The organism is Geodermatophilus sp. SYSU D00691, from assembly GCF_054050275.1.
Genome location: NZ_JBJGYZ010000055.1, coordinates 1 through 26,410, shown reverse-complemented (window position 1 = coordinate 26,410; position 26,410 = coordinate 1). Strand labels below are relative to the sequence as shown.

Genomic DNA, 26,410 nt, shown 5'->3' with positions numbered 1-26,410 from the left:
GTGCTGTGCGACATCGAGGGGCTGACCTACGAGGAGATCGCGGCGACCCTGGGCATCAAGCTGGGGACGGTGCGCAGCCGCATCCACCGCGGCCGCGTCCAGCTGCGCGAGGCGCTCGCCCACCTCGACCCGCGCCGGGCGCCGGCAGGGGCTGCCGCGGAGGACGTGCCGGCAGCAGGATGACGGCATGGCCGCCGAGTCCGGGCTGGAGCCCGACCGCGAACCCAACCTCGACGAGTTCCTGCTGGCCCGCATCGCGGAGGACAAGCGCGTGGCCGCCGACGCGGCCGCGGCCACCGGCCACGCGCACTGGGGCACCGGGGACGCCGGGACCCTGCAGCGCGACGCGACCGAGCACCTGCTGCACCACGACCCGGCGCGCACCCTCGCCGAGTGCGCCGCCAAGCGGCGGCTGGTCATGGTCTGCCGCGACTCGCAGCCCGACTTCCGGTTCCTGGGTGCGCGGCCGGACGGCATGGCCGACTTCCCGCTGACCCCGGCCGACCAGCACCAGCTGGCCGCGCTCACCCTCGCGCTGCTGGCCCTGCCCTACGCCGACCACCACGACTACCGGCCGGAGTGGCGGCCCTAGACCGGAGGGGCCGGGGCCCCGGTGCGGGCGCGGGGCAGGGCGAGGGCCGTGGCCAGCCCGGCGGCAAGCACGCAGGTGGTGACCGCGAACGCCGCCTGGTAGGACGCGACGTCGGCCAGCCAGCCCGCGACGAGGGGCCCGGCGATCGCGCCGAGGTCGGCCGCCATCTGGAAGACCGCGACGACCCGGCCGCCCCGCGCCGGGGTCACGTCGCCGACGAGGGCGGCCGGCGCGCTGCCGAGCAGGGCGGCCGCCAGCCCGAAGACGGCCATCGACACGAGGAACGCGGCCAGCGAGGGCGGCAGCACCAGCACCGCCAGCGCGACCGTGCCCGTCGCCGTCCCGAGCACCAGCGACGGACGCCGTCCCCACGTGTCGACCAGCCGGCCCGAGCGGAGCAGGCCCAGGGCCTGCGCCGCCGTCCCGGCCAGCAGGCCGGCCCCGGCCCACGCGACGGTGCGCCCGAGCTCCTCGGTGACGTAGAGCGGCACGAGGGAGTTGCGGACGCCGAAGATCACCCAGCCCAGACCGAGGTTGGCGACCAGCGCGGCGACGTAGGCGCGGGTCCGCAGGGCCGCCCGCAGGCCCAGCGGCTCGGGCTCCGGTGCGCCGTCCGGCGGCGTGCCCTCGGCGCGGGCCACGGCCGGGGTGCGGAGCAGGGCCAGGGAGACGGCGCCGGCGACCAGCAGCGTCCCGGCGTAGAGGAAGAACGGCAGCCGCGGGGACAGCTCGGCGAGCAGCCCCCCGGCGGCCGGGCCGGCGATGCCGCCGAGGATGAACCCGCCCTGCCAGGTGGCCGCCGCGCGCCCGCGGTGGGTCGTCGGGGCCACCCGCAGGAGCAGGGAGAGCGCGGCGACGGTGAACATGGCGCTGCCGGTGCCGCCGGCGGCGCGCAGCGCCAAGAAGACCGGGAAGTTCGTGGCCAGCCCGGCCAGCCCCGTGGTGACCGCGACGACGACTAGCCCGGTGGCGAGGACCAGCCGCTCGCCGAACCGCTCGACCAGCGAGCCGCCGCCGAACGCGGAGACGAAGCGGAAGAACGCGAACGCGCTGACCGCCAGCCCCACGGCCGTCGTCCCGACGCCGAACGAGCTGGCGAAGATCGGGATCGCCGGCGCCACCACCCCGAAGCCCAGGGCGACGACGAACGCGATGACGGCGAGGACCCACACCTCGCGGGGCAGTTCCCCCCGACCCCGCGCCCGCACGAGACGGCATGCTCGCACGTCCGGGCGGGGGAGCCGGGGAGCCCAGCGCGTCGATCAGGCGTGTGCGACGCAGGGCTGCCGGGCTGGAGCGCGGCGACGGCCGCACCGTGCTACGACTCCGGCGTGCGAGAACTGCTCGTGGTGGTCAACGGTGCAGCGGGAACCGCTGACGACGCGGCGGTGCAGGCGGCCCTGGCCGAGCTGCGCAGGGGAGCGGACGTGCGCCTCGCCGCGACGTCCGATGCACAGGAGTTGGCGGCGGCGGTGGCCGGCCGGGGCGACCGCCGGCTGGTCGTCCTGGGCGGGGACGGCACCGTGCACACCACGGTCCGGGCGCTGGACGACGCCGGCGGGCTGGACCCGGGCGAGCCGATCGGGCTCGTCCCGGGCGGCACCGGCAACGACCTGGCGCGTGCGCTGGGCATCCCCCTGGACCCCGTCGACGCGGCGGCCGCGGTGCTGGCCGGCACACCGCGCCCCCTCGACCTCCTCCGCGACGGTCGTGGCGGGCCGATCGTCAACGCCGTCCACGTCGGAGTGGGTGCCCGGGCCTACGCCGAGTCCATCCGCTTCAAGCAGCCGCTCGGCCGGGCGTCGTTCCCCCTGGGCGCCGCGACCGCCGGGGTCACCACCGCCTCCTGGGACCTCCGGGTGGAGCTCGACGGCCGGGTCGCCACCCACGAGACCGCCGGATGGGCGGCCGACGGGACGACCGGCCTGCTCATGGTCGCGGTCTGCAACGGACCCACGGTCGGCGGCGGGACACCGCTCGCCCCCGACGCGGTTCCCGACGACGGTCTGGCCGACGTCGTCATCAGCGCCGCCACCGGCCCGGTGGCGCGGGTGGCCTTCGCCGCCGCGCTCGTCGACGGTCGGCACGGCGAGCGCGACGACGTCCTGGTGGCCCGTGCCCGCACCGTCGCCGTCTCCGGGCCCCCACTCGAACCCGATGGCGACGGGGAACTCGACGACGCCGTCGCCGACCACTCGTGGCGCCTGCACCACCACGCGTGGTCAGTGCTCGTCCCGACGTGATGCCCGAGACGGCCAGCCCGGTCGGCTGCTGGCCGCGCGGCCCTGACCCGCCCGGTCAGCCGAGGGCCTCGGCCACGTCGAGGACGCCGCCCGCCGCCTCGAACTCGGCGGTCACCGCGGCGAGCAGGTCCGGGTCGGCGAGCACGTCGAGCGCGGTGAGCGCCAGCCCGACGGCGCCGTCGAGGACGGCGCGGTCGCCGGCGGCGGAGGCGGCCGCCGCGGCGAAGCCGATGGTGTGCATGGACGTGTCGGGGCCGGCGATGGCGATCATGGGGTGGATCGACGGCACGCGCACGCTGACGTTGCCCAGGTCGGTCGAGCCGGCGAGCGAGGCCGGGGTCACGCCGGGCGGCAGCGCGGTCCGGCCCCGACGGGCCTGGTGCCGGGTCCAGCGCGCCGCGAGCTCGAGGTTGGCGCGGATCGGCAGGTAGGCGGGCAGCTCGTCCCAGGTCAGCTCGTACCCGCAGCCGGTCATCGCCGCGGCCGCCACGGCGATCGCCTCCACGCGGCGGGCGAGGTCGGCGAGCGTCTCCGGGGTCGCCGAGCGCACGTAGTAGAGGGCGCTCGCGGTCTCCGGGACGACGTTGGGGCGCTGGCCGCCGTCGGTGATGATGCCGTGGACCCGGTCGCTGTCCGGGAGGTGCTGGCGCAGCATCGCCACCCCCTGGTACCCGGCGACGACGGCGTCGAGCGCGTTGCGCCCCATGAAGGGCTGGGCCGAGGCGTGCGCGGCGATGCCGGTGTAGGTCACCTCCAGCTGACGCCGGCCCAGGAACGGCTGGACGGCGGCGTCGTAGCTGAACGGGTGCAGCATCACCACCGCGTCCACCCCGTCGAAGGCGCCGTCGCGGGCCATCAGCTCCTTGCCGCCGCCGCCCTCCTCGGCCGGGGTGCCCAGCAGCAGCGCCGTCCCGCCGATCCCGCCGGCGGACAGCACGGCGTGCAGGCCGAGGAATGCCCCCACCGCCGCGGAGCAGATGACGTTGTGCCCGCACCCGTGCCCGATGCCCGGCAGCGCGTCGTACTCGGCGAGCACCGCGACGGTCGGGCCGGCGCCGTTCCCGGTGGCCGCCCGCAGCGCCGTCTCCAGGCCGTGCACGCCGATCTGCGCCTCGACGCCGTGCCGCGCGAGGAGCTCGGCGACGGCGCGCACCGACCGGTGCTCGGCGTACCCCTCCTCGGGATGGGCGTGCAGGTCGTGGCTGAGCCCGAGCAGGTCGGCCCGGGCCGCCTCGACCGCCTGCTCCGCCCGGGCGAGCAGCTCCTCGGGGGCGCCGGCGTGGGCCGACGACAGCGGCTCGGCGACGGCGGCGGCGCGGTCGGTGGCCGCCCGCAGCTGCTCGAGGTGGGCGGTGTCGGCCGGGCGGGGCCGACGCGGGTCGGGCGCATCGGGCGTCATGGCCCGTGTCTACCGGCTGCCGCCTCCGGCCGCCGATCGGTGCCGGGGTGTACGGGGACGGCCGCGCGGGCACCCCCTCCCGACGGGCGAGAGCCGCACCGGACGACAGGAGGACCGAGCCAGCGTGTCCATCGCCGACCTCGACCGCGAGGTCCTGGGAGACCGCTACGAGCTGCAGCGGATGATCGCCGCGGGCGGGATGGGCGAGGTCTGGCGCGGCCGGGACACCCTCTTCGACCGGCCGGTCGCGGTGAAGCTGCTGCGCAGCGAGTACGCGGCCGACCCCACCTTCACCGCCCGGTTCCGGGCCGAGGCCACGCACGCCGCCGCGCTCCGCCACCCCAACATCGCCGCGGTGCACGACTACGGCGAGGATGCGCTCGAGGTCACCGGCGAGCCGGCCGCGTACCTGGTCATGGAACTCGTCGACGGCGACCCGCTGGCCGCCCGGCTGGCCGCCGACGGCGCGATCGGCCCGCGCTCCGCGCGGCTCGTGCTGCGGCAGGCGGCCGCCGCGCTGGGCGAGGCGCACCGGCACGGCGTCGTCCACCGGGACGTGAAGCCGGCCAACATCCTGGTCCGCGACGACCGGACGGTGAAGCTGACCGACTTCGGCATCGCCCGGTCGGCCGGCAGCGTCCCGCTGACCGGGACCGGCCAGGTGCTCGGCACACCGCAGTACATGGCGCCGGAGCAGGCGATGGGCGAGTCCGTCGGCCCGGCGAGCGACGTCTACGCCCTGGGGCTGGTCGGTTACGAGTGCCTGACCGGCCGGCCGGCGTTCGCCGGGGACAACCCGGTGAGCGTGGCGCTCCAGCAGGTCCGGCAGCAGCCCGCGGCCCTCCCGGAGGAGGTGCCGGCCGCCCTGCGCGACGTCATCGACGCCGCGATCGCCAAGGACCCGGCGGACCGCATCCCGGACGGCGACGCGCTGGTGGCCGCGCTGGAGGACGTCCGTGTCGAGGCGCCCCGCACCACCCGCGTGATCGACCTGGCGCCCGCTCCGCCGCCGCGCCGGCCCGCCGCGGACCCGCGCCCCGCGCCGGTCCGGCAGGACGCGCCGCGGCGCAGGTGGCCGATCGCCGTCCTCGTGCTCGCCCTGCTGTCCCTGGCCGGCGTGGCGGCGGTGGTCCTCGCCTCCGGCGGCGAGCCCGGCGCGCCGCCGGCCGCCGGTCCCTCGGTGTCGCGGACCGGCGGGATCCTGCTGGCCGCGGAGGACTACGTGGGCCGCCCGGTGGAGCAGGTGGCCGCGGAGCTGACCGCGGTCGGACTGGTCGTCGAGCGGCGCGAGGTGACCACCACGGCGGTCGCCCCGGGGCGGGTCGCCGACCTCGACCCCGCCGCCGTGCGGCTCTCGGCGGGCGACGTGGTGCGGCTGGCGGTGGCGGTCGCGCCGCCGTCCGCGGTCCCCGCGCCCGCGGCTCCCCCGGCGTCCGTCCGGGCACCGGCGGACACGCCGACGACCGCGGGCCAGACCTCGGCCGGGGCGGCGACGCCGGAGCCGTCGACCGCCGACCCCTCGACCGCGCAGCCGTCCACCGCCGAGCCGACGGCGCCCGAGGCGACGACCGCAGAACCGAGCACCGCCGAGCCGACGGCGCCCGAGGCGACCACCGCCGAGCCGCCGACCGCCGACCCCTCGACCGCCGACCCCTCGACCGCCGACCCGTCAACCGCGCAGCCATCCACCGCCGACCCCTCGACCGCCGAGCCGACCACCGCTGAGCCGTCGACCGCCGACCCCTCGGACACGGGGACCACCGGCACGACGCAGCCGGCACCGACCACGCCGGCCGGGTGAGCCGGCCGGGACGTCGGGCCCCGGCGGACGAGCAGCTCGTGGACGGACGGGCCGTCGGAGTCGACGACGTGCCGCTCCGGACGCCGATCGACCCGGGCCCGGTGCGCCTGCGCTGAGCCGCCTCAGCCCCGGTGGATCTCGTCGTCCCGCCGGGGCAGCGGGGAGAGGGTGCCGCCCTGGCCCATGCTCCCCGGGTCGACGCCGAGCTCCCGCAGCAGGTCGGCGTCGCCCTCGGTGTCCACCTCGGGGCCCAGCTCCCGCTCCGCCCGCTCCACCTGCTCGCGGGTGCCCAGGCTGCGCACCACCTGCAGGACGTGCTCCCGATCGATCCGCATGGGCTCACCTCGCCGACCGTGTGCGCGGACTGTCGGTTTCCGCGCCGTGGGGTGACAGTCTGCGCACACGGTCGGGGATCCGGGTCCCGTCACCCCGTGGAGGCGCGGCATGGCGACGTCCGATCCCGGCGGCGAGGTCCGGGTGGCCGTGACCGGCGCCGTCCTCACGGGCGATCTGGTCGTGCCGGCTCCGGCACGCGGCGTCGTCCTGTTCGCCCACGGCAGCGGCAGCAGCCGGCACAGCCCGCGCAACCGGCAGGTGGCCGCCGCCCTCCAGGCGGCCGGGTTCGGCACCCTCCTGCTCGACCTCCTGACCGAGGCCGAGGAGCGGGTCGACGCCCGCACCCGGGAGCTGCGGTTCGACACCGGGCTGCTGGCCGGCCGGCTGACCGCGGCCGCCGACCGGCTCGTCCGGGACCACGGTCTGCCGCTCGCCACCTTCGGCGCGAGCACCGGGGCGGCCGCCGCGCTGATCACCGCCGCCGAGCGGCCCGGCGAGGTGCGGGCGGTCGTGTCGCGCGGCGGCCGGCCCGACCTCGCCGGCGAGGCGCTGGCGCGGGTCCGGGCGCCGACGCTCCTCGTCGTCGGTGGCGCCGACGAGCAGGTGCTCGCCCTCAACCGGGAGGCCGCGGCCCGGCTGGGCGGTGAGGTCGAGCTCGCCGTCGTCCCCGGGGCCACCCACCTCTTCCCCGAGCCGGGGGGGCGGGACCAGGTCGTCGAGCTCACGATCGGCTGGCTGCGGCGCTGGCTCGGCTGAGCGTCACCGGGCCCGCAGCACGCGGTGGCCGTGCTCGGCCGCGTAGGCCCGCAGGACCTCCGCGGTGGGCGCGCCGCTGCGCAGGAACTGCTCGTCGACCACGCGGGCGAAGTCGTCCAGCGCGTGCCCGAGCAGGTCCCCGGCGAACCGCGCGTCCGCGGCCGGTGAGGCCGCCCCCGCGGCGGCCAGGTCGGCGGCGATGCCCAGCGTCGCCGGCAGCGAGCTCTCCTCGTCGCCGTCCCGGAAGTAGTAGGTCTCGGGGTACTGGGCCAGGTCGACCCGGGCCTCGACGACGTCGGCGGCGAGCGCCTCCAGGGTCGTGACGGCGAGCGGCGAGTCCTCGCGCTCCACCAGCCGGCAGGCGTCCGTGCGCGCCAGCAGCACCAGCCGGATCGCCAGCGCCCGCCGCCGGGTCAGCGCGGGGAAGACCTGCAGCACCCAGGACACGGCGGCGGTGAGCAGGGCGAACCCGACGAGGCCCTGCAGCGGCACCACCATCCGCAGCCACGGGTCGTGGGGCACGATGTCGCCGAAGCCGAGGGTCGCCACGCTCACCGTGGACAGGTAGACGGCGTCGAGGAAGCCGGCGCGCGTGTCGGGGTCCAGGCCGCTGCCGTACACGAACCCGCTCGGCAGGTGCGGCCAGTAGACGAGCGCCCACCCCAGCACGATCACCAGCACCCACGCGACCACCACCACGCCCATGGCGATCGGGCCCGCCAGCCCGCCGAACCGCCCGTGCCGGCGGCGGCGCCCGGCCCGCCAGATCCCCACCATGACCCGCTCGCTGAAGCCGCCGCGCCCGCCGGGGTGCCACAGCGTGTGGAAGATGTCCCGCAGCCCGGCCAGCACCACGGCGCCGCCGATCGCGGTCACCACCCAGCCCATGCGCCCTCCCGGCCCCCGCCCATGGGCATCGCGTAGGCATTCCGCCCGATGTCCCGCCCGCCCGGGATCCCGATCCTCGTGGTCACCAGTCCAGACCGCGAGGAGAACCCCCGATGACCGTCACGATCGACGACCAGGAGCTCAAGGCCCGCCACCGCACGATGTGGGCCTCCGGCGACTACCCCCGGATGGTGGAGACCTGGCTGCTGCCCCTCGGGCCGCGGCTGGTCGAGGCCGCCGGCATCACGGCGGGGACGACGGTGCTCGACGTCGCCGCCGGCACCGGCAACGCCTCGCTGCCCGCCGCCGAGCGCGGCGCGGCGGTGACCGCCAGCGACCTCACCCCCGAGCTGCTCGAGGTCGGCCGGCGCCGGGCCGAGGCCGCCGGTCTGGAGCTCGAGTGGACGCCGGCCGACGCCGAGCACCTGCCGTTCGGCGACGCCTCGTACGACGCCGTCATCTCCGCCATCGGCGTCATGTTCGCCCCCCACCACCAGGCCGCCGCCGACGAGCTGGTGCGGGTCTGCCGGCCCGGCGGCCGGATCGGGCTGCTCTGCTGGACCCCCGAGGGCCAGATCGGTGCGCTGTTCCGGGCGATGAAGCCGTTCGCCCCGCCGCCCCCGCCCGGTGCCCAGCCGCCGCCGCTGTGGGGCAGCGAGGAGCACCAGCGGGCGCTCTTCGGCGGCCGGGTCGAGTTCTCCGGGGTCGAGCGCGACGTCCTCGAGGTCACGGCGTTCGCCGACCCGCACGACCTCGCGCGCCACTTCACCGCCTACTACGGGCCGACGATCGCGGCCCGGGCGAACGCGGCCCGGGAGGGCCGGGAAGCGGAGTTCGACCAGGTGCTGCTCGACTTCTGCGACGAGTGGAACCGGGGCACGGCGGAGCAGGCGCGCTTCGAGATGGAGTACCTCGTCGCCGTGGGCACGCGGGTCTGAGACCTCCCGGCGCCCGCCCCTCTCGTGGCACGCTGACCGGCCATGGAGGGGCCGGCGCAGCTCCGCGAGGGATGGCGCGCGCTCGAGCGGGCGGACTGGGAGTCCGCCCGCTCGGCGTTCACCGCCGTCCTGTGCGACCCGTCCGGGCCCGGCTCCGTCGAGGCCCGCGACGGGCTGGCCCAGGCCCTGTGGTTCCTCGGCGAGGTCGCCGAGGGGCTCGCCCTGCGGGCCCGGGCCTTCGAGGGCTACGTGGCGGCCGGCCGGTGCGACGACGCCGCCCGGGTGGCGGTGTGGGTGGCGCACCAGCACACGACCGCCGGTCGCGCGTCGGCGGCGCGCGGGTGGCTCGCGCGCTGCGAGCGGGCGCTGGCGGGGGTGGAACCCTGCGCCGGCCTCGGCTGGCTGGCCTTCGAGCGGGCCCGGCAGGCGCGCAGCGTCGAGGAGCAGGTCGCGCAGGCCGAACGCGCCGTCGAGCTGGCCCGCGCGCACGGGGCCGCCGACCTGGAGGTGTTCGCCGTCAGCCTGCTCGGGCGCGCCCAGGTCAGCGCCGGCCGGCGGGAGGAGGGCCTGCTCCTGCTGGAGGAGGCGATGGCCGCGGCCTCCGCCGGGCGCGTCCGCGACGTGCACACGCTCGGCTCGGCGTACTGCAACCTCGTCTCCGCCTGCACCAGCGCGGGGGAGTGGGAGCTGGCCTCCGAGTGGTGCGAGCTGGTGGAGGAGTTCGCCCGCACCCGCCGGGTTCCCCCGCTGATCGGGGCGTGCCGGACCGTGCACGCCGAGGTCCTGCTCGCCAACGGGCACTGGGCCCGGGCCGAGAGCGCGCTCGAGGAGGCGCTGGCGGCCAACGCCCGGCACATCCCCGAGATGAGCGCGCCCACCATCGCCTCGCTCGCCGAGCTGCGCGTGCAGCAGGGCCGCCTGCCCGAGGCGGAGGAGCTGCTGGCCGGCCGCGAGGAGCACCCCGCGTCGCTGCGGGCCCTCGCCGCGCTGCGCATCGCCGACGGGCGGCACCGGCAGGCCGTGACCCTGCTCGAGCGCGGGCTCCGCGGCGCGGCCGACGACGCCGTCACGACCGCCGCCCTGCTCGTGCCGCTGGTGGAGGCCCGCCTCGCCCTCGGCGACCCGGCCGGGGCCCGCGCGGCCGCCGACGACCTCGCCGGGCTGGCGGCGGCGTCGGGCATCCGGCTGCTGCGCGCACGGGCCGAGCTCGCCGCGGCGCAGGTGGCGCTGGCGGCGGGGGAGCACGACGAGGCGATGGAGGCGGCCCGGCGGGCCCTGGCCGGCTTCGGCGGCCTGCTCATGCCCCTCGACGCCGGGCTGGCCCGGCTCGCGCTCGCCCGGGCGGTCGCCGGCGACGACCCCGACACCGCGCGCGAGGAGGCGCGGACCGCCCTGGGCGCCTTCCGCGAGCTGGGGGCCTCCCGGGCCGCGGACGCCGCGGCCGAGGTGCTGCGCGAGCTGGGCACCGGGCAGGCCGGCCGGCCGCGCACGGTCGGCGAGCTCACCGCGCGCGAGGAGGAGGTGCTCGGCCTGGTCGCCCGGGGGATGTCGAACGCCGGCATCGCCCGCGCGCTGCTGATCAGCGAGAAGACCGCCGGCCACCACGTCAGCCGGATCCTCACCAAGCTCGGCGTGCGCAACCGCGCCGAGGCGGCCGCGTACGCCGCGCGTCAGCGGCCCCCGGCGACGTCCACCAGGGTCCCCGTGACGTAGGACGACTCCGCGGAGAGCAACCAGGCGATCACCGCCGCGACCTCCTCGGGCTCGCCGCCCCGCCGCATCGGCACCGCGGGGGCGAGCCGGTCGACCCGTCCGGGCTCGCCGCCGGAGGAGTGGATGTCGGTGCGGATCAGCCCCGGCCGCACGCCGTTCACCCGGATCCCGTCGGCGCCGACCTCCCGGGCCAGGCCGACGGTGAGCGCCTCGACGGCGGCCTTGGCGGCGGCGTAGTCGACGTACTCGTCGGCGCCGCCCAGCACCGCCGCCCGCGACGAGACGGTGACGATCGCGCCGCCCTCGCCGCCGAACCGGGTCGACATGGCGCGCACGGCCTCGCGCGCGCAGAGCAGGGCGCCGACGGCGTTGACGGCGAAGGTGCGCTCGACGCGCCGGGTGTCGAGGTCCTCGACCCGGGTCTGGCGTCCCAGCGAGCCGGCGTTGGCGACCAGCCCGCGCAGCGGCCCCAGCTCCGCGGCCGCGGAGAAGAGCGCCAGGACGTCGTCCTCCCGCGCGACGTCGGCTCGGACGGCGACCGCCCGGCCCCCGGCGCCGCGGCAGGCGGCGGCGACCAGCTCGGCGGGCTCGCGCTGCGACACCCACGACAGGCAGACGTCCCAGCCCTCGCGGGCCAGCCGCAGGGCGGTCGCGGCACCGATGCCGCGGCCGCCGCCGGTGACCACGCAGACGCCCCGGGAACCGGTCCCGCCCGGTGAGCTCATGGGCTCAGCTTCGCCGTCCCCGGTCCCGGCGGCGAGCAGCGGGGCGGACGGCATTCGTCGAATTCCCGCCACGAGGTCCCCGGAACGGGCGTAGCGTTCCGGACGTGGCCGTCTCGAACAACGTGGACGCCGTCGTCGCGGCGGCGCGGGCATGACGCCGACCCGCCCGACCGGGGACTGGGACGGCAAGGCCTTCGCGCACGAGGCCTTCGTCTTCGGCACCGACGACGAGGTCGCCGAGCGCGTGCTGCCGTTCGTGGCGGAGGGCTTCTCGCGCGACGAGCCGGTGCTCGTCGTGGCCGGGGAGCGGGTGCGCACCGTGCTCGCCGAGCGGCTCGGCGCCGACGCCGCGCGGCTGGCCACCTTCGCGCCCGCCGAGAGCTGGTGGCGCGGCGGCCACGGCACGCTGCAGGCCTACGACCGCGACCTGCAGGCCCTGCGCGCCAGCACGCCGTCCTGGCGGCTGGCCGCCGAACCGGTGTGGCTCGCGTCCGACGAGGGCCGGGAGTGGAGCCGCTTCGAGGCCGTGGCGAACGAGTGCTACGCCGACATGCCGTACTACAGCCTCTGCCTGCACGACCGCGAGCGGCTGCCGGGAGAGGTGCTCGACGCCGTCGTCCGCACCCACCCGCTGGTGTGGGGCGGCAGCGAGCCGGCGCCCTCGCCGGCGTACGAGGACCCCGTGCGCTTCCTCCGCGCGGCGCAGCCGGAGTGGGTGGAACGCCCGGGGCACGCGGTGCTGGGCGCCGTGACGACGCCCCGCGAGGTCCGCGGGGAGCTGGCGGCCGCCATCGACGGCGGCCCCTGGGCCGAGCGCGCCGACGACGTCCTCCTCGCCGTCCACGAGCTGGTGGTCAACGCGCTGCGGGTGGCGCCGTTCGCCCGGATCGCCTACTGGACCGACCACGACACCCTCGTCGTCGAGGTCGCCGACGACGGTCCCGGCCTGCCCGACGAGCTGTGCTCCTACGTCCCGCCACCGCCCGACCCGGCCGCCGGGCGCGGGATGTGGCTGGCCTGGACCCTGAGCGACGACGCCGCGGTCACCACCGGCCCGGCCGGAACGGCCATCCGGCTGCTCTTCTCCCGCGGACGCTGACGCTCCGCAGCGATCCGCTGACCGGCAGACTGCCCCGGTGACCATCCACCGCATCGGCCTGGTCGTGCACACCGGCAAGGAGGCCGCGCGCGACGCCGCGGCGCGTGTGCGCGCCTGGGCCCGCGCCCGCGGCCTGCCGTGCACCGACGTCGACGTCTGGGGGGAGGGTTCCCGGCACACCGCCGGCGAGGAGGCCGAGATCGCCGGCGAGCCGGACCTCGTGGTGACCGTCGGCGGCGACGGCACGTTCCTGCGCGGCGCCCGGGTCGCCGCTGCCGCGGGGGCGCGGGTGCTGGGCGTCGATGTCGGCCGGGTCGGCTTCCTCACCGAGGTCGAGGTGGGCCGGCTGGAGGAGGCGCTCGAGGCCGTGCTCGCCGGCGACGTCGTCCTCGACCAGCGGATGACGCTGACCATGCGCGCCTCCCGGCCGCTGGAGATCCCGCACGGGATCGACGAGCTGCTGCGCTACGGCCGCGGGCCGGCGCTGCCCCCGCCGGCGGTGCGGCCCGACCCGGAGACGTTCGGCTGGGGGGTGCCGCTGGACGTCTGGGCGCTCAACGACATCGTCTTCGAGAAGCTGGCCCGCGACCGGCAGGCCAGCATCGCCGTCTACGTCGACAGCCGGCTGTTCGCCTCGTACTCGGCCGACGCGCTGATCGTCTCCACCGCCACCGGGTCGACGGCGTACAGCTTCGCCGCCGGGGGACCGGTGCTCTCCCCGGACCTGGACGCGCTGGTGTTCACCCCGGTCGCCCCGCACATGGTGTTCAACCGCAGCCTCGTGCTGGCCGCCAGCCACCGGATCGGCATGCGGGTGCTGGCCCGCTCGGGGCAGGTCGCGGTGAGCATCGACGGCCAGCTGACCGGCGTGCTGGACCCGGGGGACTGGCTCAACGTCTACGGGTCCCGGCAGCGCGCGAAGCTGGTCCGCCTCGACCAGCCGCACTTCCTCGACCGCGTGCGCGACCGGTTCGGGCTGGCCGACGCCCGGGCCGCGGTCGCCGACGGGCAGGCGCCCGAGGTCTACGACCCCGGCGTCCCGCTGCCGTACGACCTGGCCCACCCCGGGCCGGTGGACGACTGAACCGATGACCCGGGCCGGCCCGGCCGGTCCACCCTGCATGCGCACTCTCGCGATCACCCAGAACGCGACCGTCGACGGCTCGATCGAGATGCTCGGGGACTGGTTCGACCCGTCGGACCAGTCGGACACCGCCGACCTGCTGGAGGAGGTGCGCCGCCAGGACGACCGGGCGGACGCCTTCCTGGTGGGCCGGCGGACGTTCGAGGACCTGCGCGGCTACTGGCCGGCGCGGACCGACGACCCAACCGGGATCACCGACTACCTGAACCGGGTGCAGAAGTACGTCGTCTCCTCGACGCTGACCGATCCCGGCTGGGAGCCGACCACCGTGCTGTCCGGCGACCCGGTCCAAGAGGTGGCGGCGCTCAAGGAGCAACCCGGGCAGGACATCGTCGTGACCGGCAGCATCACGCTCTGCCACGCGCTCGTCGGCGCCGGGCTGGTCGACGAGTACCGGTTGTTCACCTACCCGGCGGTGCAGGGCCGCGGCCGGCGGCTGTTCCCCGAGGGGGCCCCGGTGCCGGCGCTGCGGCTGGTCGAGTCGCGGCCCTTCCGCAACGGCGTCGTGTACTCCCGCTACGCCGTCGGCTGAGCCTCCCCGGCCAGCAGGGCGCGGACGGCGTCGAGCGTGTCGGCCTCGGCCGGCGTCTTGTCCGGCCGGTAGCGCACCACGCGGGCGAAGCGCAGCGCGACGCCGCCGGGGTAGCGCGGGCTGCGCTGAGCGCCGTCCAGGGCGATCTCGACCACGAGCTCGGGCCGCAGCAGCACGCCCCACTGCGGTCGCTCGCGGGCGAGGTCGGGGAAGGTCCGCGTCTGCCACTCGAGCAGCTCGTCGGTCATGCCCTTGAAGGTCTTGCCGACCATGACGGGCTCACCGCCGTCGGGGTCGCGGGCGCCCAGGTGGATGTTCGACAGCTTCCCGGAGCGCCGTCCGTAGCCCCACTCGGCGCCGAGCACGACCAGGTCGAGGGTGTGGACGGGCTTGACCTTCTGCCAGGCCTTGCCGCGCCGGCCGGCGGCGTAGGGCGCGGCGAGCGCCTTGACGACGACGCCCTCGTGCCCGGCGGCGAGCGCGTCGGCCAGCACGGTCTGCGCCTGCCCGGGGGCGGGGGAGCGGACGCCGGGCATGCGCAGCGGGGCGTGCTCCTCGGCGGCCAGCAGCCCGGCGAGGGCGTCGAGGCGGACGCGCAGCGGCTCGTCGAGCAGGTCGCGGCCGTCGAGGTGCAGCAGGTCGAAGAAGAACGGGCTGAGCAGGACCGCCTCGGTCGCCGCGCTGCCGAAGCGGCTCATCGTGTCCTGGAAGGCCCGCGGCCGGCCGTCGTCGTCCAGGGCGAGGGTCTCGCCGTCGAGGACGGCGGTCGTGCAGGGCAGCGCGCGGACCCGGGCCACGAGCTCGGGCACCGCCTCGGTGACCTCCCGCAGGGTGCGGGTCCAGACCCGGACCTCGTCGCCGTCGCGGTGCACCTGGATGCGGGCGCCGTCGAGCTTGTGCTCGACGGTGACGTCGGCGCCCAGGTCGGCGAGGGCGTCGTCGAGCGAGGAGCCGGGGCTGGCCAGCATCGGCCGCAGCGGGACGCCGACCCGCAGGTGCACCTGCTCCAGCGCCGCGGCGCCGCCGCCGAGCGCCGTGGCCGCGGTGCCGGGCAGGCTGCCCGAGAGCATGAAGGCCCGCCGCACCGTCTCGGCCGGCACCCCGGCGGCGGCGGCGACGGCGTCGAGCACGACCCCCTCGAGCGCGCCCTGCCGCAGCTCGCCGGTGAGCAGGCGGACCAGGAAGCCCTGCTCGTCGGCGGTGGCGGCCCCGAACAGGCCGGCCAGCTGCTCCTCGCGCCGGGCGGTGGAGCCGGGCCCGGTGGTGGCCGCCAGCTCGTCGAGGACGGCGTCGACCGCGGCCACGGCGAGCGCCGGCCCGGGCGCGGGGTCGTGCGCGAGGCGGGAGAGGGTGCGCCAGCCGACGCCGAGCCGCGCCTGCAGCGTCTCGCCGGAGAGCCAGGCGGTGACCGGGCGCACCTCCTCGGGGGCCGCCCGCCGGAGCAGGTCGGCGATGGTCGCCGCCTTGGCCGTGCGGGACCGCGTGGCGGCCACCGCGGCGGAGGCGGCGAGGACGTCGGCGAGCAGCACGGACGCATCGTCGCAGGTGACGCCGACAGCCCGCCGTCCCCGGCCGTGGCCGGCGCTCACCCCCGCCTCGCGGTCGCCGTCCTCGCGGTGGGCCGCGCGGGTGGCGACCACACGGCGTGGGTCAGCCGAGGGCGACGCCGTCGAGGTAGCGCCAGCGACCGTCCTCGCGGAGGAAGCGGCTGCGCTCGTGCTGCGCGCCGGGCGCCCGGTCGACGACGTACGAGGCACGGAACTCGACGACGCCCTCGGCCTCGAGCAGCGACCCGCCCGAGGTGGCCAGCACCTCCAGGCCGGTCCAGCGCACGTCGGGGTCGAGGTCGAGGGTGCGCGGCCGGGTGCGCGGGTGCCAGGTCTCCAGCAGGTAGCCCGCGTCCCCGACGGCGAAGGCGCTGTACCGCGAGCGCATCAGCTGCTCGGCCGTGGCCGCGGTGGCGGCGCCGTCGTGCAGCCGGCCGCAGCACTCGGCGTACGGCAGCCCGCTGCCGCACGGACAGCGTCGGGGAGCCACCCCGTCAGTCTGCCGGTCTTCCGGTCGAGCGGCCGTGGTGGTGTGCTGCCCATCACACCCCGCTTCCCGATCCCCCAGGGAGGGTCCGATGACCCAGACGCTCGACACGCCCCCGCTCACCCCGCAGCGGAAGGCGGAGACCTGGCTCTCCGACCTGGAGGACGCGCTGCGCGCCCGCGACGTGGCGCGGGCGGCCGGCCTGTTCGCCACGACGAGCTTCTGGCGGGACCTGATCGCGTTCTCCTGGAACCTCGTCACGGTGGAGAACCGGGACGGCGTCACCGAGCTGCTCACCGCGACCCTCGAGCGCACCGACCCGACGGGCTTCGCGGTCGAGGAGCCGCCCGAGGAGGCCGACGGGGTCACGACCGCCTGGTTCACCTTCGAGACCGCCGTCGGCCGCGGCCGGGGGCTGGTGCGCCTGGTCGAGGAGGACGGCGCCCCCAAGGCCTGGACGTTCCTCACCTCGCTGTACGAGCTGAAGGGTCACGAGGAGCCGAAGGGACCCCGCCGCCCGATGGGCGCGGAGCACGGCGCGAACAAGGAGCGGCTCACCTGGCTCGAGCGGCGGGAGAAGGAGCGGGCCGAGCTCGGCACCTCCGTGCAGCCGTATGTGCTGGTCGTCGGCGGCGGGCAGGGCGGCATCGCGCTGGGCGCGCGGCTGCGGGCGCTCGGTGTGCCGAGCCTCGTCGTCGACAAGCACCCCCGGCCCGGCGACCAGTGGCGCGGCCGGTACAAGTCGCTGTGCCTGCACGACCCGGTCTGGTACGACCACCTGCCGTACCTGAAGTTCCCCGACACCTGGCCGGTGTTCTCGCCCAAGGACAAGATCGGCGACTGGCTCGAGTCCTACGTCGAGGCCATGGAGGTCCCGTACTGGACGAGCACCACCGTGACACGGGCGACGTACTCGCCCGAGAAGGGCGAGTGGACCGTCCAGCTCGAGCGCGAGGGCGACCCGCTGACCCTGCGGCCGGCGCACCTGGTGCTCGCCACCGGGATGTCTGGCAAGCCGAACGTTCCCGACATCCCCGGGCAGGACGTCTTCCGCGGCGACCAGCACCACTCGTCGGCCCACCCGGGGCCCGACGCCTACGCCGGCAAGCGGTGCGTCGTCATCGGCAGCAACAACTCCGCCTTCGACATCTGCGGCGCGCTCTGGGAGAACGACGCCGACGTCACCATGGTGCAGCGCTCGTCGACGCACATCGTCAAGAGCGCCACCCTCATGGAGATCGGCCTGGGCGCGCTCTACAGCGAGGAGGCCGTGGCCGCCGGCGTGACGACGGAGAAGGCGGACATGATCTTCGCCTCGATCCCGTACCGGATCATGCACGAGTTCCAGATCCCGGCGTACCAGCAGATGGCCGAGCGCGACGCCGACTTCTACGAGCGCCTGGAGGCGGCCGGCTTCCGGCACGACTGGGGGGACGACGGCTCCGGGCTGTTCATGAAGTACCTGCGCCGCGGCTCGGGCTACTACATCGACGTCGGCGCCGCCGACCTGGTGTGCAGCGGCGACGTGAAGCTGGCGCACGGCCAGGTCGTCCGGCTCACCGAGGACGCCGTCGTCCTCGAGGACGGCACCGAGCTGCCCGCCGACCTCGTGGTGTACGCGACCGGGTACGGCTCGATGAACGGCTGGGCCGCCGACCTCATCGGCCAGGACGTCGCCGACAAGGTCGGCAAGGTGTGGGGGCTCGGCTCGGACACCACCAAGGACCCCGGTCCGTGGGAGGGCGAGCAGCGCAACATGTGGAAGCCGACCCAGCAGGAGGCGCTCTGGTTCCACGGCGGCAACCTGCACCAGTCGCGGCACTACTCCCTCTACCTGGCCCTGCAGCTCAAGGCCCGCCACGTGGGCATCCCCACCCCCGTTCACGGCCTGCAGGAGGTGCACCACCTCGCGTGAGCGCGGTCGGGACCCCGGCCCGGCTGGTCCTGGCCGGGGTCGCGGCGAACCTGGCCGTCGGCACGCTGTTCGGCTGGAGCCTGCTGGCGCAGGAGGCGGCCGACGACGTCGGCATGTCCGACCGCGGCGCCGCGGCCGTGTTCGCGACGGCCGTGGCCGTGTTCAGCGCGGTGCTGCTCGCGCTGGGGCCGCTGCAGCGCCGGGCCGGGCCGCGGCGCCTGCTGGCCGCGGCCGCCGTGCTGGCCGCGGCGGGTCTGCTCGTCGCCGCCTCGGCCCGGTCGCCGCTGCTGCTGTGGGGCGGGGTAGCCGTCCTCTTCGGCACCGCCAACGGGCTCGGCTACGGCGTCGCCGTCGGGCTGCCCGCCCGGGTGCCGGCCCGGCGGCGCGGCGCCGCGACCGGGCTCGTCGTCGCCGCCTACGCGGTGACACCGGTGCTGCTCGGGTTCGTGGCGCCGCCCGCCCTGGCGGCGGCCGGCTGGCGGACCTGCCTGGCCGTGCTGGCGCTGCCGGTCACGGCGCTGCTCGCCGCGGCGGCCCGGCTGCTCCCGCCGGATTCGGGGCCCCCGCCCGGGCGGGAGGAGCCGGCCCCGGTCCCGCGGCGCACCGTCGTCCTGTTGTGGGTGGTCTTCGCGGCCGGGACGGCGCCCGGGCTCGCGCTGTTCGCGCAGGCGGTCCCGCTCGCGGCGGACCGGCGGCTGGGCCCGGCGGCGGCCGGGATCGCCCTGGCCGCCCTGGCCGTCGGCAACCTGACCGGTCGGCTGGTGGCCGGGTGGTGGTCCGACCGGGTCGGCCGCCGGGTCGCGCTGGCCACCGCCCTCGCCACCGGCGCGGCCGCGGTCGCCTGCCTGGCCGGACCCACGGCGGCCGTCGTCGTCCTCGCCGGATTCCTGGGCAGCGGCCTGGCCTACGGGGCGGTGTCCGCCCTCGTCCCGGCGGCCACCGCCGACCGGGTGGGCGCGGCGGCGTTCCCGTCGGCCTACGGGCGGGTCTTCACCGGCTGGGGAACGGCGGGCCTCGTCGCGCCGCTGGCCGGTGAGCGCCTGCTCCGCAGCGCCGAGGGCAGCCCGGCGCTGCTGCTGCTCGCCGCGGTGCCGTTCGCCGTCGCCGCCCTGGCGGTGGGGCTCCTCACGGCCGACTCCGCCCGGGCGCAGCGTTGATCACTCCTCGACCCGGACCGCGCTGTCCGGCGGGAGGGCGATGCCGCCGCCGGAGGAGTGCACGTGCGCCGCGACCCCGGCGACGGCGAAGAAGAAGCCCACCGTGCCCGCGGTCACCAGCACGATCCTCGTCCGCAGGGACAGCGGGCGGGCGACCGCCGCCGACGCCGCAGGTGCGGCGGCCGCGACCGGCCGGTGCGGTCGAGGCACCCGGCCCCCCGGCGGCCTGCCCGACCGGGGCGTCCGGGCGGTGGCCGGTGCCACCAGGCCGCAGACGACGACGCCGAGCAGCAGCACCGCGGCGCAGGCGAGCACCGCCGTCCCGAACCCGTCCGCGAACGCACTCCGCGCGCCGTCGGCGAGCACCTCTCCCCGCGGACCGAGCCTCCCGGCCACGCCGAGCGCCTGCGCCACGCCGGACCCGGCCCGGGCGGCGGCTTCGTCCGGCAGCGACGCGGTCAGCCGCTGCAGGTCGGCCGCGTAGACGGCGAGCACGGCGCTCGCGGCCACGGCGCCGCCGAAGGCGCCCCCCAGCTGGCGGGCCACGTTGGTCACGGCGGCCGCGACGGTGCGCCGGGCGGGGGGCAGGCTCTCCATGACCAGCTGGACCCCGGGCGCCAGCGTCAGGCCGAACCCGGTGCCGAAGAGGACGAGGCAGACCTCGAAGCGCCACAACGGCGCCCCGCCGGCCTGGGCGGCGACGAGCGCGAGGGCGGTCGCCATCTGCGCCAGGCCCCAGGCGGCGAGCGCGCGCGCCCCCACGCGCCGGAGCAGCACGGGCGAGAGACGTGCCGTCGGGCCGACGCCGAGCCCCACCGGGAGCAGGGCCAGCGCCGACTGCAGCGGGGGCAGCCCGTGCACGTACTGCAACCACTGCGGCACGAGGAAGAAGACGCCGAACGCGGCGAAGAACTGGACGAAGACCACCGCGCTCCCGATCGCGAGATCCGGGTGGCCGAACTGGCGCACGTCGAGCAGGGGGTGGGCGGCGCGCAGCTCGTGCCCCACGAACGCCGCCAGCACGAGCAGGCCACCGACCAGCGCGGTGATCGTGATCCCGTCGGCCCAGCCGCGCACCGGGCCCTCGACGAGGCCGTACACCAGGCCGCCCAACCCCAGCAGCGCGAGCGCGCCGCCCAGCGGGTCCAGGGGCACCCCGGCGCCGCGGGAGGACGGCACGACCAGGGCGCACAGCGCCAGGACGACGGCAGCCGTGGCGCCGATCGCCACCTGGATGCTGCCCCACCACGCGACGTGGAGCAGGACGCCGGCCAGCACCACCCCGAGGACGCCGCCGGCCCCGGAGACAGCGGCCCACGTGCCGATCGCCGTGGCGCGACGCTCGGGGGGGAAGGCGTCGACCAGCACCGACAGGGTCGTGGGCAGCACCGCGGCGGCCCCCGCGCCCGCCAGCGCCCGCAGGACCACCAGGGCCACCGGATCGCCCAGCAGCCCCGAGACCAGCGTGGCGGCCGCGAAGACGGCGAGGCCGGCGAGGAGCACGGGCCGGCGACCGACGCGGTCGGCGACGACCCCGAACGGCAGCAGCAGGCCGGCCAGCACGAGCACGTAGGCGCTGACCATCCAGCTCAGCTGGCTCTGGGTGGCACCGGTGTCCTGCGCGATGGCCGGCATGGCGAGGGACAGCGACGACCCGGCCGCGATGACCAGGGCGAGGGCCGCGCACATCCCGGTCAGCAGCAGGGGCGGCTCTCGGCGGTCCGCGTGGGCAGGTGCCATGGAAGCTCCAGACGATCGTCTGAGACGTTCGTATTAGACTGGCGTGGCCCAGCATGGAGGCGGCATGACGGACGGCACAACCCCCCTCCGGTTGCTGGACGCCGCCGAGCGGCTGCTGGCCCGCCACGGCAGCGCGGGGACGTCGGTGCGCGACGTCCTGCGGCTGGCCGGCGTCGGCAACGCCGCCGCCGTCGGGTACTACTTCGGCGGCAAGGACGCGCTGGTGGCGGCGGTGGAGCGACGGGTCGTCGACGAGGTGCTCGTCGGGCGCGAACGGGCGCTGGCGGCAGCTCCGGATCCCCCGGAGCTCGAGGCCCTGGTCGACGGGTGGGTCCGTCCGGTCGTGCGGCTGCGGTGCGCCGGCCGGGGCCGGTACTCCGCCCGCGTCTTCGCGCGCGTCTTCGAGGCGCCGCCCGACCGGTGGGAGGCGAACGGGGCCGCCGCGGTGCGGGCCCAGGCCGCGCGCTACTGCGCGGCCGTCGCCCCGCTCCTGCCGCACCTGGACGCCGGAGAACTGCGCTGGCGCTGGCAGTGCGTCACCGCGACCACCGCCTCCTACGCGATCGGCGCGCTGGACCCGGACGGACCGGAGCCGGGCCCCGATCGGGTCGACGCGGACGTGCGACGGCTGGTCGTCCCGGCCGGAGCGCTGCTCCGGGCCCCCGCGGCGGGCTGACGGCCCCCTGGAGAGTCGCGTCGCGAGTGTCGTGACGTGCTGGAACGGCCCCCTGCCGGGTCCCGCCGCGAGCGTGCGAGCGGTGGGGGGCAGGGGGTCCTTCGTCAGTCCTCGAGCCAGACGGCGCTGTCGGGCGGGAGGGCGATGCTGCGGCCGGAGGCGGGGACGTGCGCGGCGGAGGCGAGCAGCACGGCGCCCGTCGAGCGCACCAGCGCGGTCTCGCTGCCCATGTTGAGCACGACCCGCACGGTCCGCCCCTCGCCGGTGCACCGGACGGTCAGGACGTCGCCGCGCCGGCTCACCGTGGCCTCACCGGAGCCCAGCGCCGGGTGCTCGCTGCGCAGCGCCAGCGCCCGGCGGTACAGCTGGAGCATCGAGCCGTCGTCCCTGCTCTGCCGCGACACCGCGTAGCGCCGCCAGGCCGACGGGATCGGCAGCCACGGCTCGGCCGCCCCGCGGGGGGAGAAGCCGATGCCGGCCGAGGCGTTCCACGGCATCGGCACGCGGCAGCCGTCGCGGCCGGCCCGCGCGCCGCCGCTGCGGAAGAAGATCGGGTCCTTCTTCGCCTCGTCGGGGACGACGGCCTGGGGCAGGCCGAGCTCGTCGCCGGCGTAGACGTACGGGGAGCCGGGCAGCGCCAGCAGCAGCAGGGCCGCGGCGCGGGCGCGGGCCTCGCCGACGGCGCCGCCGCCGAAGCGGGTGACCAGGCGGTCCTTGTCGTGGTTGCCCAGCACCCACGAGACCGGCGCGCCCACCTCGCCGAAGGCGTCCAGCGCGGTGCGCACGCCGTCGGCGAAGGCCTCCGCCGACCACGGCGACTTCAGCAGCCGGAAGGAGAACGACTGGTGCATCTCGTCGGGCCGCGAGTACAGCGCCACCTGCTCCAGGTCGGCCAGGCAGACCTCGCCGACGAGCATCGTGTCGGGGTACTCGTCGCAGATCGACCGCCAGCGCCGCCAGACGTCGTGCACCTCGGGCTGGTTCCAGGTCATCGCCTGCTCGGGCCCGTGCCCGAACAGCGTGGGGGAGTAGGCGCCGGGGTTGTCGCGCAGCGCGGCGTCCTTGAACAGCCCGTAGGCGACGTCGACGCGGAACCCGCTCACCCCGCGGTCGAGCCAGAACCGCAGCGTCCGCTCGAAGTCGGCGGCCACCTCGGGGTCCCGCCAGTTGAGGTCGGGCTGCTCGGGGGCGAACAGGTGCAGGTACCAGCGGCCGTCCGGGGTGCGCGACCACGCCGGGCCGCCGAACAGCGACCGCCAGTTGTTCGGCGGCTCCGCCGACGGCGGGGCGAAGTGGTAGCGCCGGGCCTCGGGGCAGTCGGGGTCGGCCAGCGCCGCCCGGAACCACGGGTGCTGGTCGGAGGTGTGGTTGGGGACGACGTCGAGGATCACCCGCAGGCCCAGCCGGCGGGCGTCGGCGACCAGGTCCTCCAGGTCGGAGACGTCGCCGTAGTCGGGGTCGACCGCGCGGTAGTCGATGACGTCGTAGCCGCCGTCGGCCCCGCCCGAGGGGTAGTGCGGGTTGATCCAGAGGGCGTCCACGCCCAGCCAGCTCAGGTACGGCAGCCGCGAGCGCAGCCCGGCCAGGTCACCGATGCCGTCGCCGTCGCTGTCGGCGAACGAGCGCAGGTAGACCTGGTACACCGCCGCGGTGCGCCACCAGGGCTGTGTCGACTCCCCGGGTGCCGAGGGGCGGGGCGCGACGCGGGGTTCGGTCGCGGACAGCGCTGTCACGAGCCGGACGGACATGTCCCCACGATCGGCAGCTGCACCGCGTGGTCCGCGGATTTCCGCTGTCGAACCGGGCGGCGTTCTTCAGCAGGTTCTGCCAAGACCTCTCAGCGGGGGACCGGCACCGCGTCGCCGACCACCCGGTCGCGCCCCTCCCGCTTGGCCTGGTACAGGTGCCGGTCGGCCCGTCCGAGCAGGTCGGCGGGGGAGCCGGCGTCGGGCCCGGCGGCGCACGTGGCGCCGATGCTCACGGTGACGGGCAGGCCGCGCGTCAGCCCCGCCCAGGCGGGGTGGGCGGAGACGGCCCGGCGGACGGCGTCCAGGTGGGCCGCGGCCGCGGCGGTGTCGCCGGCGAGCACGAGCAGGAACTCCTCGCCGCCCATGCGGGCCACGAACGACCCGGCCCCCGGCGCCGGCGGCTCCATCGCCTCCAGCAGCTCGCCCACGGTGCGCAGCACCTGGTCGCCGACCTCGTGCGAGCACGTGTCGTTGACCCGCTTGAAGTGGTCGACGTCGAGCAGCGCCACGGTCACCGGCAGGGCCGCGACGGCGGCGCGGCGCAGCAGGCCGGGCAGCTGTTCGTCGACGTAGCGCCGGTTGTACAGGCCGGTCAGCGGGTCGCGCAGCGACAGCTCGCGGTAGCGGCGGCTCTGCTTGCGCGCCTCGGTGGTCTCGTACATGGCGTGCACCGCCCGGGCACGGGCGTCGCGCTCGGCGGACTGCAGCTCCAGCAGCGCCGCGGTGTAGCGCCGGTGCTCCTCGTAGGCCGCCCGGAAGTCGCCGCCGGCGGCGTGCAGCTCGGCCTGCTCGCAGCGGGCACGCACCCGGATCGAGGTCAGCCCGTGCTGCTCGCAGCGGCGCACGCACTCGTCGAGGCTCTGCTGCGCCGCGACGAGGTCACCCAGCCCGCGGCGGACCTCGGTGAGGGTGAGCAGGAAGTCGGCGCCGGCGTCGCCGTCGTCGGAGGCGGCGAGCACCTCCGGCGCCAGCCCGGGCAGCAGCACCGCCTCGGCGTCGGCCAGCCGGCCCAGCCCCATGAGCGCCCGGGCCACCGTGTCGAGCCGGCCGACGTGCAGCGCCAGGCCGTGCGCGGCCGACAGCTCCTGCAGCCGCGCGCTGTCGGCGAGGGCCTGCTCGAACCGCCCGCCGAGCACCGCGCAGTAGGCCCGGTTGTTCAGGACGAGCAGCTGGCGGTCGACGTCGCCGAGCTCCTCGGCCAGCTGCAGCACCTCGGCGTAGTGCTCCTGGGCGGCGTCGTCGCCGTCCAGGCCCAGGCAGTCGGCCAGCCGGCCGAGGTGGTCGATCCGCAGCGCCGGGGGCGCGTCGTCGGCCAGCAGGTCGACGGCCCGCACGGCGTGCTCGAGCGCGAGGGAGCGGTCCCCGAGCTCCTGGAAGACGGCGGCGAGGACGAAGGAGCTGCGGGCGAGGAGGTAGCGGGCGCCGTGGTCGGTGGCCCAGCGGTGGACCGCCTGGGCGATCCGGCCGGCCGCGGCGACGTCGCCGCGCCGCCGCAGCAGGTCGCCGCCGATCAGCCGGGCCCGCAGCTCGAGCGCCGTGTCGCCGAGCTCGCGCGCGGCCGCGGCCACGCGCTCGGCGTCGTCCTCGAGCCCCTCGCTGACGAGCCGGGAGCGGACCTCCAGCTCGTCCAGCGACGACGCCAGCGTCCCGGCGTCCGCGAGAAGGGTGCTACCCACGAGAGGGGCATCGGCCGTCCGGGCGAGTTCCTTGAGCGCCTCTTGACGCGGATCACACCCACGGGACGAGGCCGCCCGCGCGACCCCGACCGCTGGACGGTGACCATGCGCACCTCCCGGGTCACCCCGTGAACGCGGCACTCGAGCGCCGTCCCGGTCGGCCGACGGGCCTCAGCCGCCGGCGGCGCGCTCCACGGCGGCCAGCAGCTCGGTCAGCCGGTCGCGGTCGGCCGGCGGCACCCCGGCCAGCATCCGGTCCAGCGTGGCGACGTGGTCGGCGACGGCCCGGTCGACGAGCTCGCGGCCGGCCGGGGTGAGCTCGACGACGCCGTAGCGGCCGTCGGCGGGGTCGGGACGGCGGACGACGAGCCCCCGGCCCTCGAGCAGCTGGACGCGGTGGGTGGTGGCCGCCGGTGAGAGCACCATCGCCCGGGCGAGGTCGCCGGGCGAGAGGCGGAAGGGTTCCGCGGCACGGCGCAACGACGCCAGCACGTCGAACTCCCCGCGCTTGAGGCCGTACCGGCCCAGGGTGGCGTCGATCGCCCGCGACGCCGCGACGTGCGCGCGAGTGAGGCGGGCGAACAGCGCCATGGCGGAGGGGTCGAGATCGGCCCGCTCGGCACGCCACTGGGCCACCATCTGGTCCACCGCGTCCTCGGTCGTCACGGGTATGAGTTTGACATCGAAATGATGGGCTGTCATCGTTTCGACGTCGAAATCACGGGGGACGCCACCCATCCGAGGAGGACGCCATGTCGGCGCTGACCCACTGGTACGACCACCTGAAGGCCGGCGACCTGGCCACCGCGGCGCAGGCCCTCACCGAGGACTCCGTGCTGCACGTGCCCGGCCGCAGCAGCAACACCGGCACCTACGAGGGCCGCGACGCCGTCGTCGGCTTCGTCGTCCACGCCGCCGAGGTGAGCGGCGGGACGCTGGACCTCACCGTGCACCGCGTGCTCGACGACGGCGAGTGGGGCGTCGCGCTGTGCACCTACACCGCGACGCGCCCCGACCGCGAGCGGCCGCTGGAGAACAACCTGGCGCACGTCGCGCGGCTGCGCGACGGGCTGGTCGCCGAGTCGTGGCTGCACAGCCGCGACCAGTACGCCGTCGACGAGTTCTGGGGCGAGCCCGCGGCGGCGGCCACCACCTGAGCGGGGGGGGGGGGGGGGGGGGGGCGCCCTGGGGGGCGCTGCGCGAGGTCGTCCCGGCCGCGAGCGCGCCCCTGCGGACCGCCGACGGCCGCGAGCTCACGCTGCCAAGCGTCATGCCCGGCGGCGCCCCCGCGCTGGTGC

Annotated in this window: 25 protein-coding genes; 14 read left to right on the top strand and 11 right to left on the bottom strand. The window is 76.8% G+C overall.

Annotation, left to right across the window (positions count from 1 at the left end; translation table 11 throughout):
* A partial coding sequence (locus ACI797_RS26355) for a sigma factor-like helix-turn-helix DNA-binding protein (RefSeq protein WP_456863270.1) occupies nt 1-183 on the top strand: 183 nt, incomplete at its 5' end.
* A gap of 4 nt (nt 184-187) precedes the next feature.
* Nucleotides 188-592, top strand: a complete 405-nt coding sequence (locus ACI797_RS26350) for a DUF6221 family protein (RefSeq protein WP_456863267.1) — start codon at nt 188-190, stop codon at nt 590-592.
* Here the strand turns inward: ACI797_RS26350 and ACI797_RS26345 are convergent.
* Complete coding sequence (locus ACI797_RS26345) at nt 589-1,800, bottom strand: MFS transporter (protein WP_456863264.1); 1,212 nt, start codon at nt 1,798-1,800, stop codon at nt 589-591. The genes ACI797_RS26350 and ACI797_RS26345 overlap by 4 nt on opposite strands.
* Before the next feature lie 123 nt (nt 1,801-1,923).
* Between ACI797_RS26345 and ACI797_RS26340 the strand changes: the two genes are divergently transcribed.
* Nucleotides 1,924-2,835: a diacylglycerol/lipid kinase family protein gene (locus ACI797_RS26340; protein ID WP_456863261.1), complete on the top strand. Its 912-nt coding sequence runs from the start codon at nt 1,924-1,926 to the stop codon at nt 2,833-2,835.
* Nucleotides 2,836-2,890: 55 nt separating this feature from the next.
* Here the strand turns inward: ACI797_RS26340 and ACI797_RS26335 are convergent, their stop codons facing one another.
* Nucleotides 2,891-4,234, bottom strand: a complete 1,344-nt coding sequence (locus ACI797_RS26335; protein ID WP_456863257.1) for a M20 family metallopeptidase — start codon at nt 4,232-4,234, stop codon at nt 2,891-2,893.
* Nucleotides 4,235-4,358: 124 nt separating this feature from the next.
* Here ACI797_RS26335 and ACI797_RS26330 point away from each other — a divergent pair, with 124 nt between their 5' ends.
* A complete protein-coding gene (locus ACI797_RS26330; RefSeq protein WP_456863254.1) occupies nt 4,359-6,035 on the top strand; it encodes a protein kinase domain-containing protein in 1,677 nt (558 codons plus the stop codon).
* Between the two features lie 122 nt (nt 6,036-6,157).
* On the opposite strand, the gene ACI797_RS26325 is transcribed toward ACI797_RS26330, so the two are convergent.
* On the bottom strand, nt 6,158-6,370 hold the full coding sequence (locus ACI797_RS26325) for a hypothetical protein (RefSeq protein ID WP_456542152.1): 213 nt from the start codon (nt 6,368-6,370) through the stop codon (nt 6,158-6,160).
* 109 nt (nt 6,371-6,479) lie between these two features.
* Here ACI797_RS26325 and ACI797_RS26320 point away from each other — a divergent pair, with 109 nt between their 5' ends.
* Nucleotides 6,480-7,127: a dienelactone hydrolase family protein gene (locus tag ACI797_RS26320; RefSeq protein ID WP_456863250.1), complete on the top strand. Its 648-nt coding sequence runs from the start codon at nt 6,480-6,482 to the stop codon at nt 7,125-7,127.
* A gap of 3 nt (nt 7,128-7,130) precedes the next feature.
* On the opposite strand, the gene ACI797_RS26315 is transcribed toward ACI797_RS26320, so the two are convergent.
* A complete protein-coding gene (locus ACI797_RS26315) occupies nt 7,131-8,015 on the bottom strand; it encodes a potassium channel family protein (protein ID WP_456863245.1) in 885 nt (294 codons plus the stop codon).
* A gap of 113 nt (nt 8,016-8,128) precedes the next feature.
* Between ACI797_RS26315 and ACI797_RS26310 the strand changes: the two genes are divergently transcribed.
* A complete protein-coding gene (locus ACI797_RS26310) occupies nt 8,129-8,953 on the top strand; it encodes a class I SAM-dependent methyltransferase (RefSeq protein ID WP_456863239.1) in 825 nt (274 codons plus the stop codon).
* A gap of 42 nt (nt 8,954-8,995) precedes the next feature.
* Complete coding sequence (locus ACI797_RS26305) at nt 8,996-10,666, top strand: LuxR C-terminal-related transcriptional regulator (RefSeq protein ID WP_456863235.1); 1,671 nt, start codon at nt 8,996-8,998, stop codon at nt 10,664-10,666.
* On the opposite strand, the gene ACI797_RS26300 is transcribed toward ACI797_RS26305, so the two are convergent.
* On the bottom strand, nt 10,624-11,391 hold the full coding sequence (locus ACI797_RS26300) for an SDR family oxidoreductase (RefSeq protein ID WP_456863232.1): 768 nt from the start codon (nt 11,389-11,391) through the stop codon (nt 10,624-10,626). The genes ACI797_RS26305 and ACI797_RS26300 overlap by 43 nt on opposite strands.
* 151 nt (nt 11,392-11,542) lie before the next feature.
* On the opposite strand from ACI797_RS26300, the gene ACI797_RS26295 reads away from it, so the two are divergent.
* From ACI797_RS26295 to ACI797_RS26285, 3 genes are read left to right on the top strand one after another with little or no spacing between them, the layout of a single operon-like run.
* Nucleotides 11,543-12,490, top strand: a complete 948-nt coding sequence (locus ACI797_RS26295) for an anti-sigma factor RsbA family regulatory protein (RefSeq protein ID WP_456863228.1) — start codon at nt 11,543-11,545, stop codon at nt 12,488-12,490.
* 37 nt (nt 12,491-12,527) lie between these two features.
* Nucleotides 12,528-13,574, top strand: a complete 1,047-nt coding sequence (locus ACI797_RS26290) for an NAD(+)/NADH kinase (protein WP_456863224.1) — start codon at nt 12,528-12,530, stop codon at nt 13,572-13,574.
* A 37-nt stretch (nt 13,575-13,611) separates the two neighbouring features.
* Nucleotides 13,612-14,166 carry a dihydrofolate reductase family protein gene (locus tag ACI797_RS26285; RefSeq protein WP_456863221.1) on the top strand — a complete coding sequence of 185 codons (555 nt, stop codon included), beginning with the start codon at nt 13,612-13,614 and terminating at the stop codon, nt 14,164-14,166.
* On the opposite strand, the gene ACI797_RS26280 is transcribed toward ACI797_RS26285, so the two are convergent.
* Nucleotides 14,151-15,806 carry an ATP-dependent DNA ligase gene (locus ACI797_RS26280; RefSeq protein WP_456863217.1) on the bottom strand — a complete coding sequence of 552 codons (1,656 nt, stop codon included), beginning with the start codon at nt 15,804-15,806 and terminating at the stop codon, nt 14,151-14,153. The genes ACI797_RS26285 and ACI797_RS26280 overlap by 16 nt on opposite strands.
* Before the next feature lie 10 nt (nt 15,807-15,816).
* Nucleotides 15,817-16,203, bottom strand: coding sequence for a YchJ family protein (locus ACI797_RS26275; protein WP_456863211.1), 387 nt, complete (start codon nt 16,201-16,203; stop codon nt 15,817-15,819).
* Between the two features lie 88 nt (nt 16,204-16,291).
* On the opposite strand from ACI797_RS26275, the gene ACI797_RS26270 reads away from it, so the two are divergent.
* Both ACI797_RS26270 and ACI797_RS26265 read left to right on the top strand, forming a co-directional pair.
* A complete protein-coding gene (locus ACI797_RS26270) occupies nt 16,292-18,115 on the top strand; it encodes a flavin-containing monooxygenase (RefSeq protein ID WP_456863206.1) in 1,824 nt (607 codons plus the stop codon).
* Nucleotides 18,112-19,272, top strand: a complete 1,161-nt coding sequence (locus tag ACI797_RS26265; RefSeq protein WP_456863203.1) for an MFS transporter — start codon at nt 18,112-18,114, stop codon at nt 19,270-19,272. The genes ACI797_RS26270 and ACI797_RS26265 overlap by 4 nt, the downstream gene beginning before the upstream one ends.
* Here the strand turns inward: ACI797_RS26265 and ACI797_RS26260 are convergent, their stop codons facing one another.
* Complete coding sequence (locus ACI797_RS26260; protein WP_456863200.1) at nt 19,273-21,012, bottom strand: MFS transporter; 1,740 nt, start codon at nt 21,010-21,012, stop codon at nt 19,273-19,275.
* A gap of 64 nt (nt 21,013-21,076) precedes the next feature.
* Here ACI797_RS26260 and ACI797_RS26255 point away from each other — a divergent pair, with 64 nt between their 5' ends.
* Complete coding sequence (locus tag ACI797_RS26255; protein WP_456863196.1) at nt 21,077-21,688, top strand: TetR/AcrR family transcriptional regulator; 612 nt, start codon at nt 21,077-21,079, stop codon at nt 21,686-21,688.
* Nucleotides 21,689-21,792: 104 nt separating this feature from the next.
* Here ACI797_RS26255 and ACI797_RS26250 read toward each other — a convergent pair whose 3' ends face one another.
* The 3 genes from ACI797_RS26250 to ACI797_RS26240 all read right to left on the bottom strand — a co-directional run bounded on the left by ACI797_RS26250 (nt 21,793) and on the right by ACI797_RS26240 (nt 25,778).
* Nucleotides 21,793-23,436: a glycoside hydrolase family 13 protein gene (locus ACI797_RS26250; protein WP_456863193.1), complete on the bottom strand. Its 1,644-nt coding sequence runs from the start codon at nt 23,434-23,436 to the stop codon at nt 21,793-21,795.
* Between the two features lie 89 nt (nt 23,437-23,525).
* Nucleotides 23,526-25,112 carry a diguanylate cyclase gene (locus tag ACI797_RS26245; protein WP_456863189.1) on the bottom strand — a complete coding sequence of 529 codons (1,587 nt, stop codon included), beginning with the start codon at nt 25,110-25,112 and terminating at the stop codon, nt 23,526-23,528.
* 171 nt (nt 25,113-25,283) lie between these two features.
* Nucleotides 25,284-25,778 carry a MarR family winged helix-turn-helix transcriptional regulator gene (locus tag ACI797_RS26240; protein ID WP_456863186.1) on the bottom strand — a complete coding sequence of 165 codons (495 nt, stop codon included), beginning with the start codon at nt 25,776-25,778 and terminating at the stop codon, nt 25,284-25,286.
* Between the two features lie 86 nt (nt 25,779-25,864).
* Here ACI797_RS26240 and ACI797_RS26235 point away from each other — a divergent pair, with 86 nt between their 5' ends.
* Nucleotides 25,865-26,269, top strand: a complete 405-nt coding sequence (locus tag ACI797_RS26235) for a nuclear transport factor 2 family protein (RefSeq protein WP_456542134.1) — start codon at nt 25,865-25,867, stop codon at nt 26,267-26,269.
* Nucleotides 26,270-26,410: the final 141 nt, after the last annotated feature.

Excerpts from the sequence above, each read along its gene's own strand:
- ACI797_RS26315 (WP_456863245.1), bottom strand. The coding sequence starts at position 8,015 with ATGGGCTGGGTGGTGACCGCGATCGGCGGCGCCGTGGTGCTGGCCGGG.
- ACI797_RS26260 (WP_456863200.1), bottom strand. The coding sequence starts at position 21,012 with ATGGCACCTGCCCACGCGGACCGCCGAGAGCCGCCCCTGCTGCTGACC.
- ACI797_RS26335 (WP_456863257.1), bottom strand. The coding sequence starts at position 4,234 with ATGACGCCCGATGCGCCCGACCCGCGTCGGCCCCGCCCGGCCGACACC.
- ACI797_RS26270 (WP_456863206.1), top strand. The coding sequence starts at position 16,292 with ATGACCCAGACGCTCGACACGCCCCCGCTCACCCCGCAGCGGAAGGCG.
- ACI797_RS26255 (WP_456863196.1), top strand. The coding sequence starts at position 21,077 with ATGACGGACGGCACAACCCCCCTCCGGTTGCTGGACGCCGCCGAGCGG.
- ACI797_RS26235 (WP_456542134.1), top strand. The coding sequence starts at position 25,865 with ATGTCGGCGCTGACCCACTGGTACGACCACCTGAAGGCCGGCGACCTG.
- ACI797_RS26300 (WP_456863232.1), bottom strand. The coding sequence starts at position 11,391 with ATGAGCTCACCGGGCGGGACCGGTTCCCGGGGCGTCTGCGTGGTCACC.
- ACI797_RS26285 (WP_456863221.1), top strand. The coding sequence starts at position 13,612 with ATGCGCACTCTCGCGATCACCCAGAACGCGACCGTCGACGGCTCGATC.
- ACI797_RS26325 (WP_456542152.1), bottom strand. The coding sequence starts at position 6,370 with ATGCGGATCGATCGGGAGCACGTCCTGCAGGTGGTGCGCAGCCTGGGC.
- ACI797_RS26305 (WP_456863235.1), top strand. The coding sequence starts at position 8,996 with ATGGAGGGGCCGGCGCAGCTCCGCGAGGGATGGCGCGCGCTCGAGCGG.
- ACI797_RS26320 (WP_456863250.1), top strand. The coding sequence starts at position 6,480 with ATGGCGACGTCCGATCCCGGCGGCGAGGTCCGGGTGGCCGTGACCGGC.
- ACI797_RS26250 (WP_456863193.1), bottom strand. The coding sequence starts at position 23,436 with ATGTCCGTCCGGCTCGTGACAGCGCTGTCCGCGACCGAACCCCGCGTC.
- ACI797_RS26350 (WP_456863267.1), top strand. The coding sequence starts at position 188 with ATGGCCGCCGAGTCCGGGCTGGAGCCCGACCGCGAACCCAACCTCGAC.
- ACI797_RS26295 (WP_456863228.1), top strand. The coding sequence starts at position 11,543 with ATGACGCCGACCCGCCCGACCGGGGACTGGGACGGCAAGGCCTTCGCG.
- ACI797_RS26310 (WP_456863239.1), top strand. The coding sequence starts at position 8,129 with ATGACCGTCACGATCGACGACCAGGAGCTCAAGGCCCGCCACCGCACG.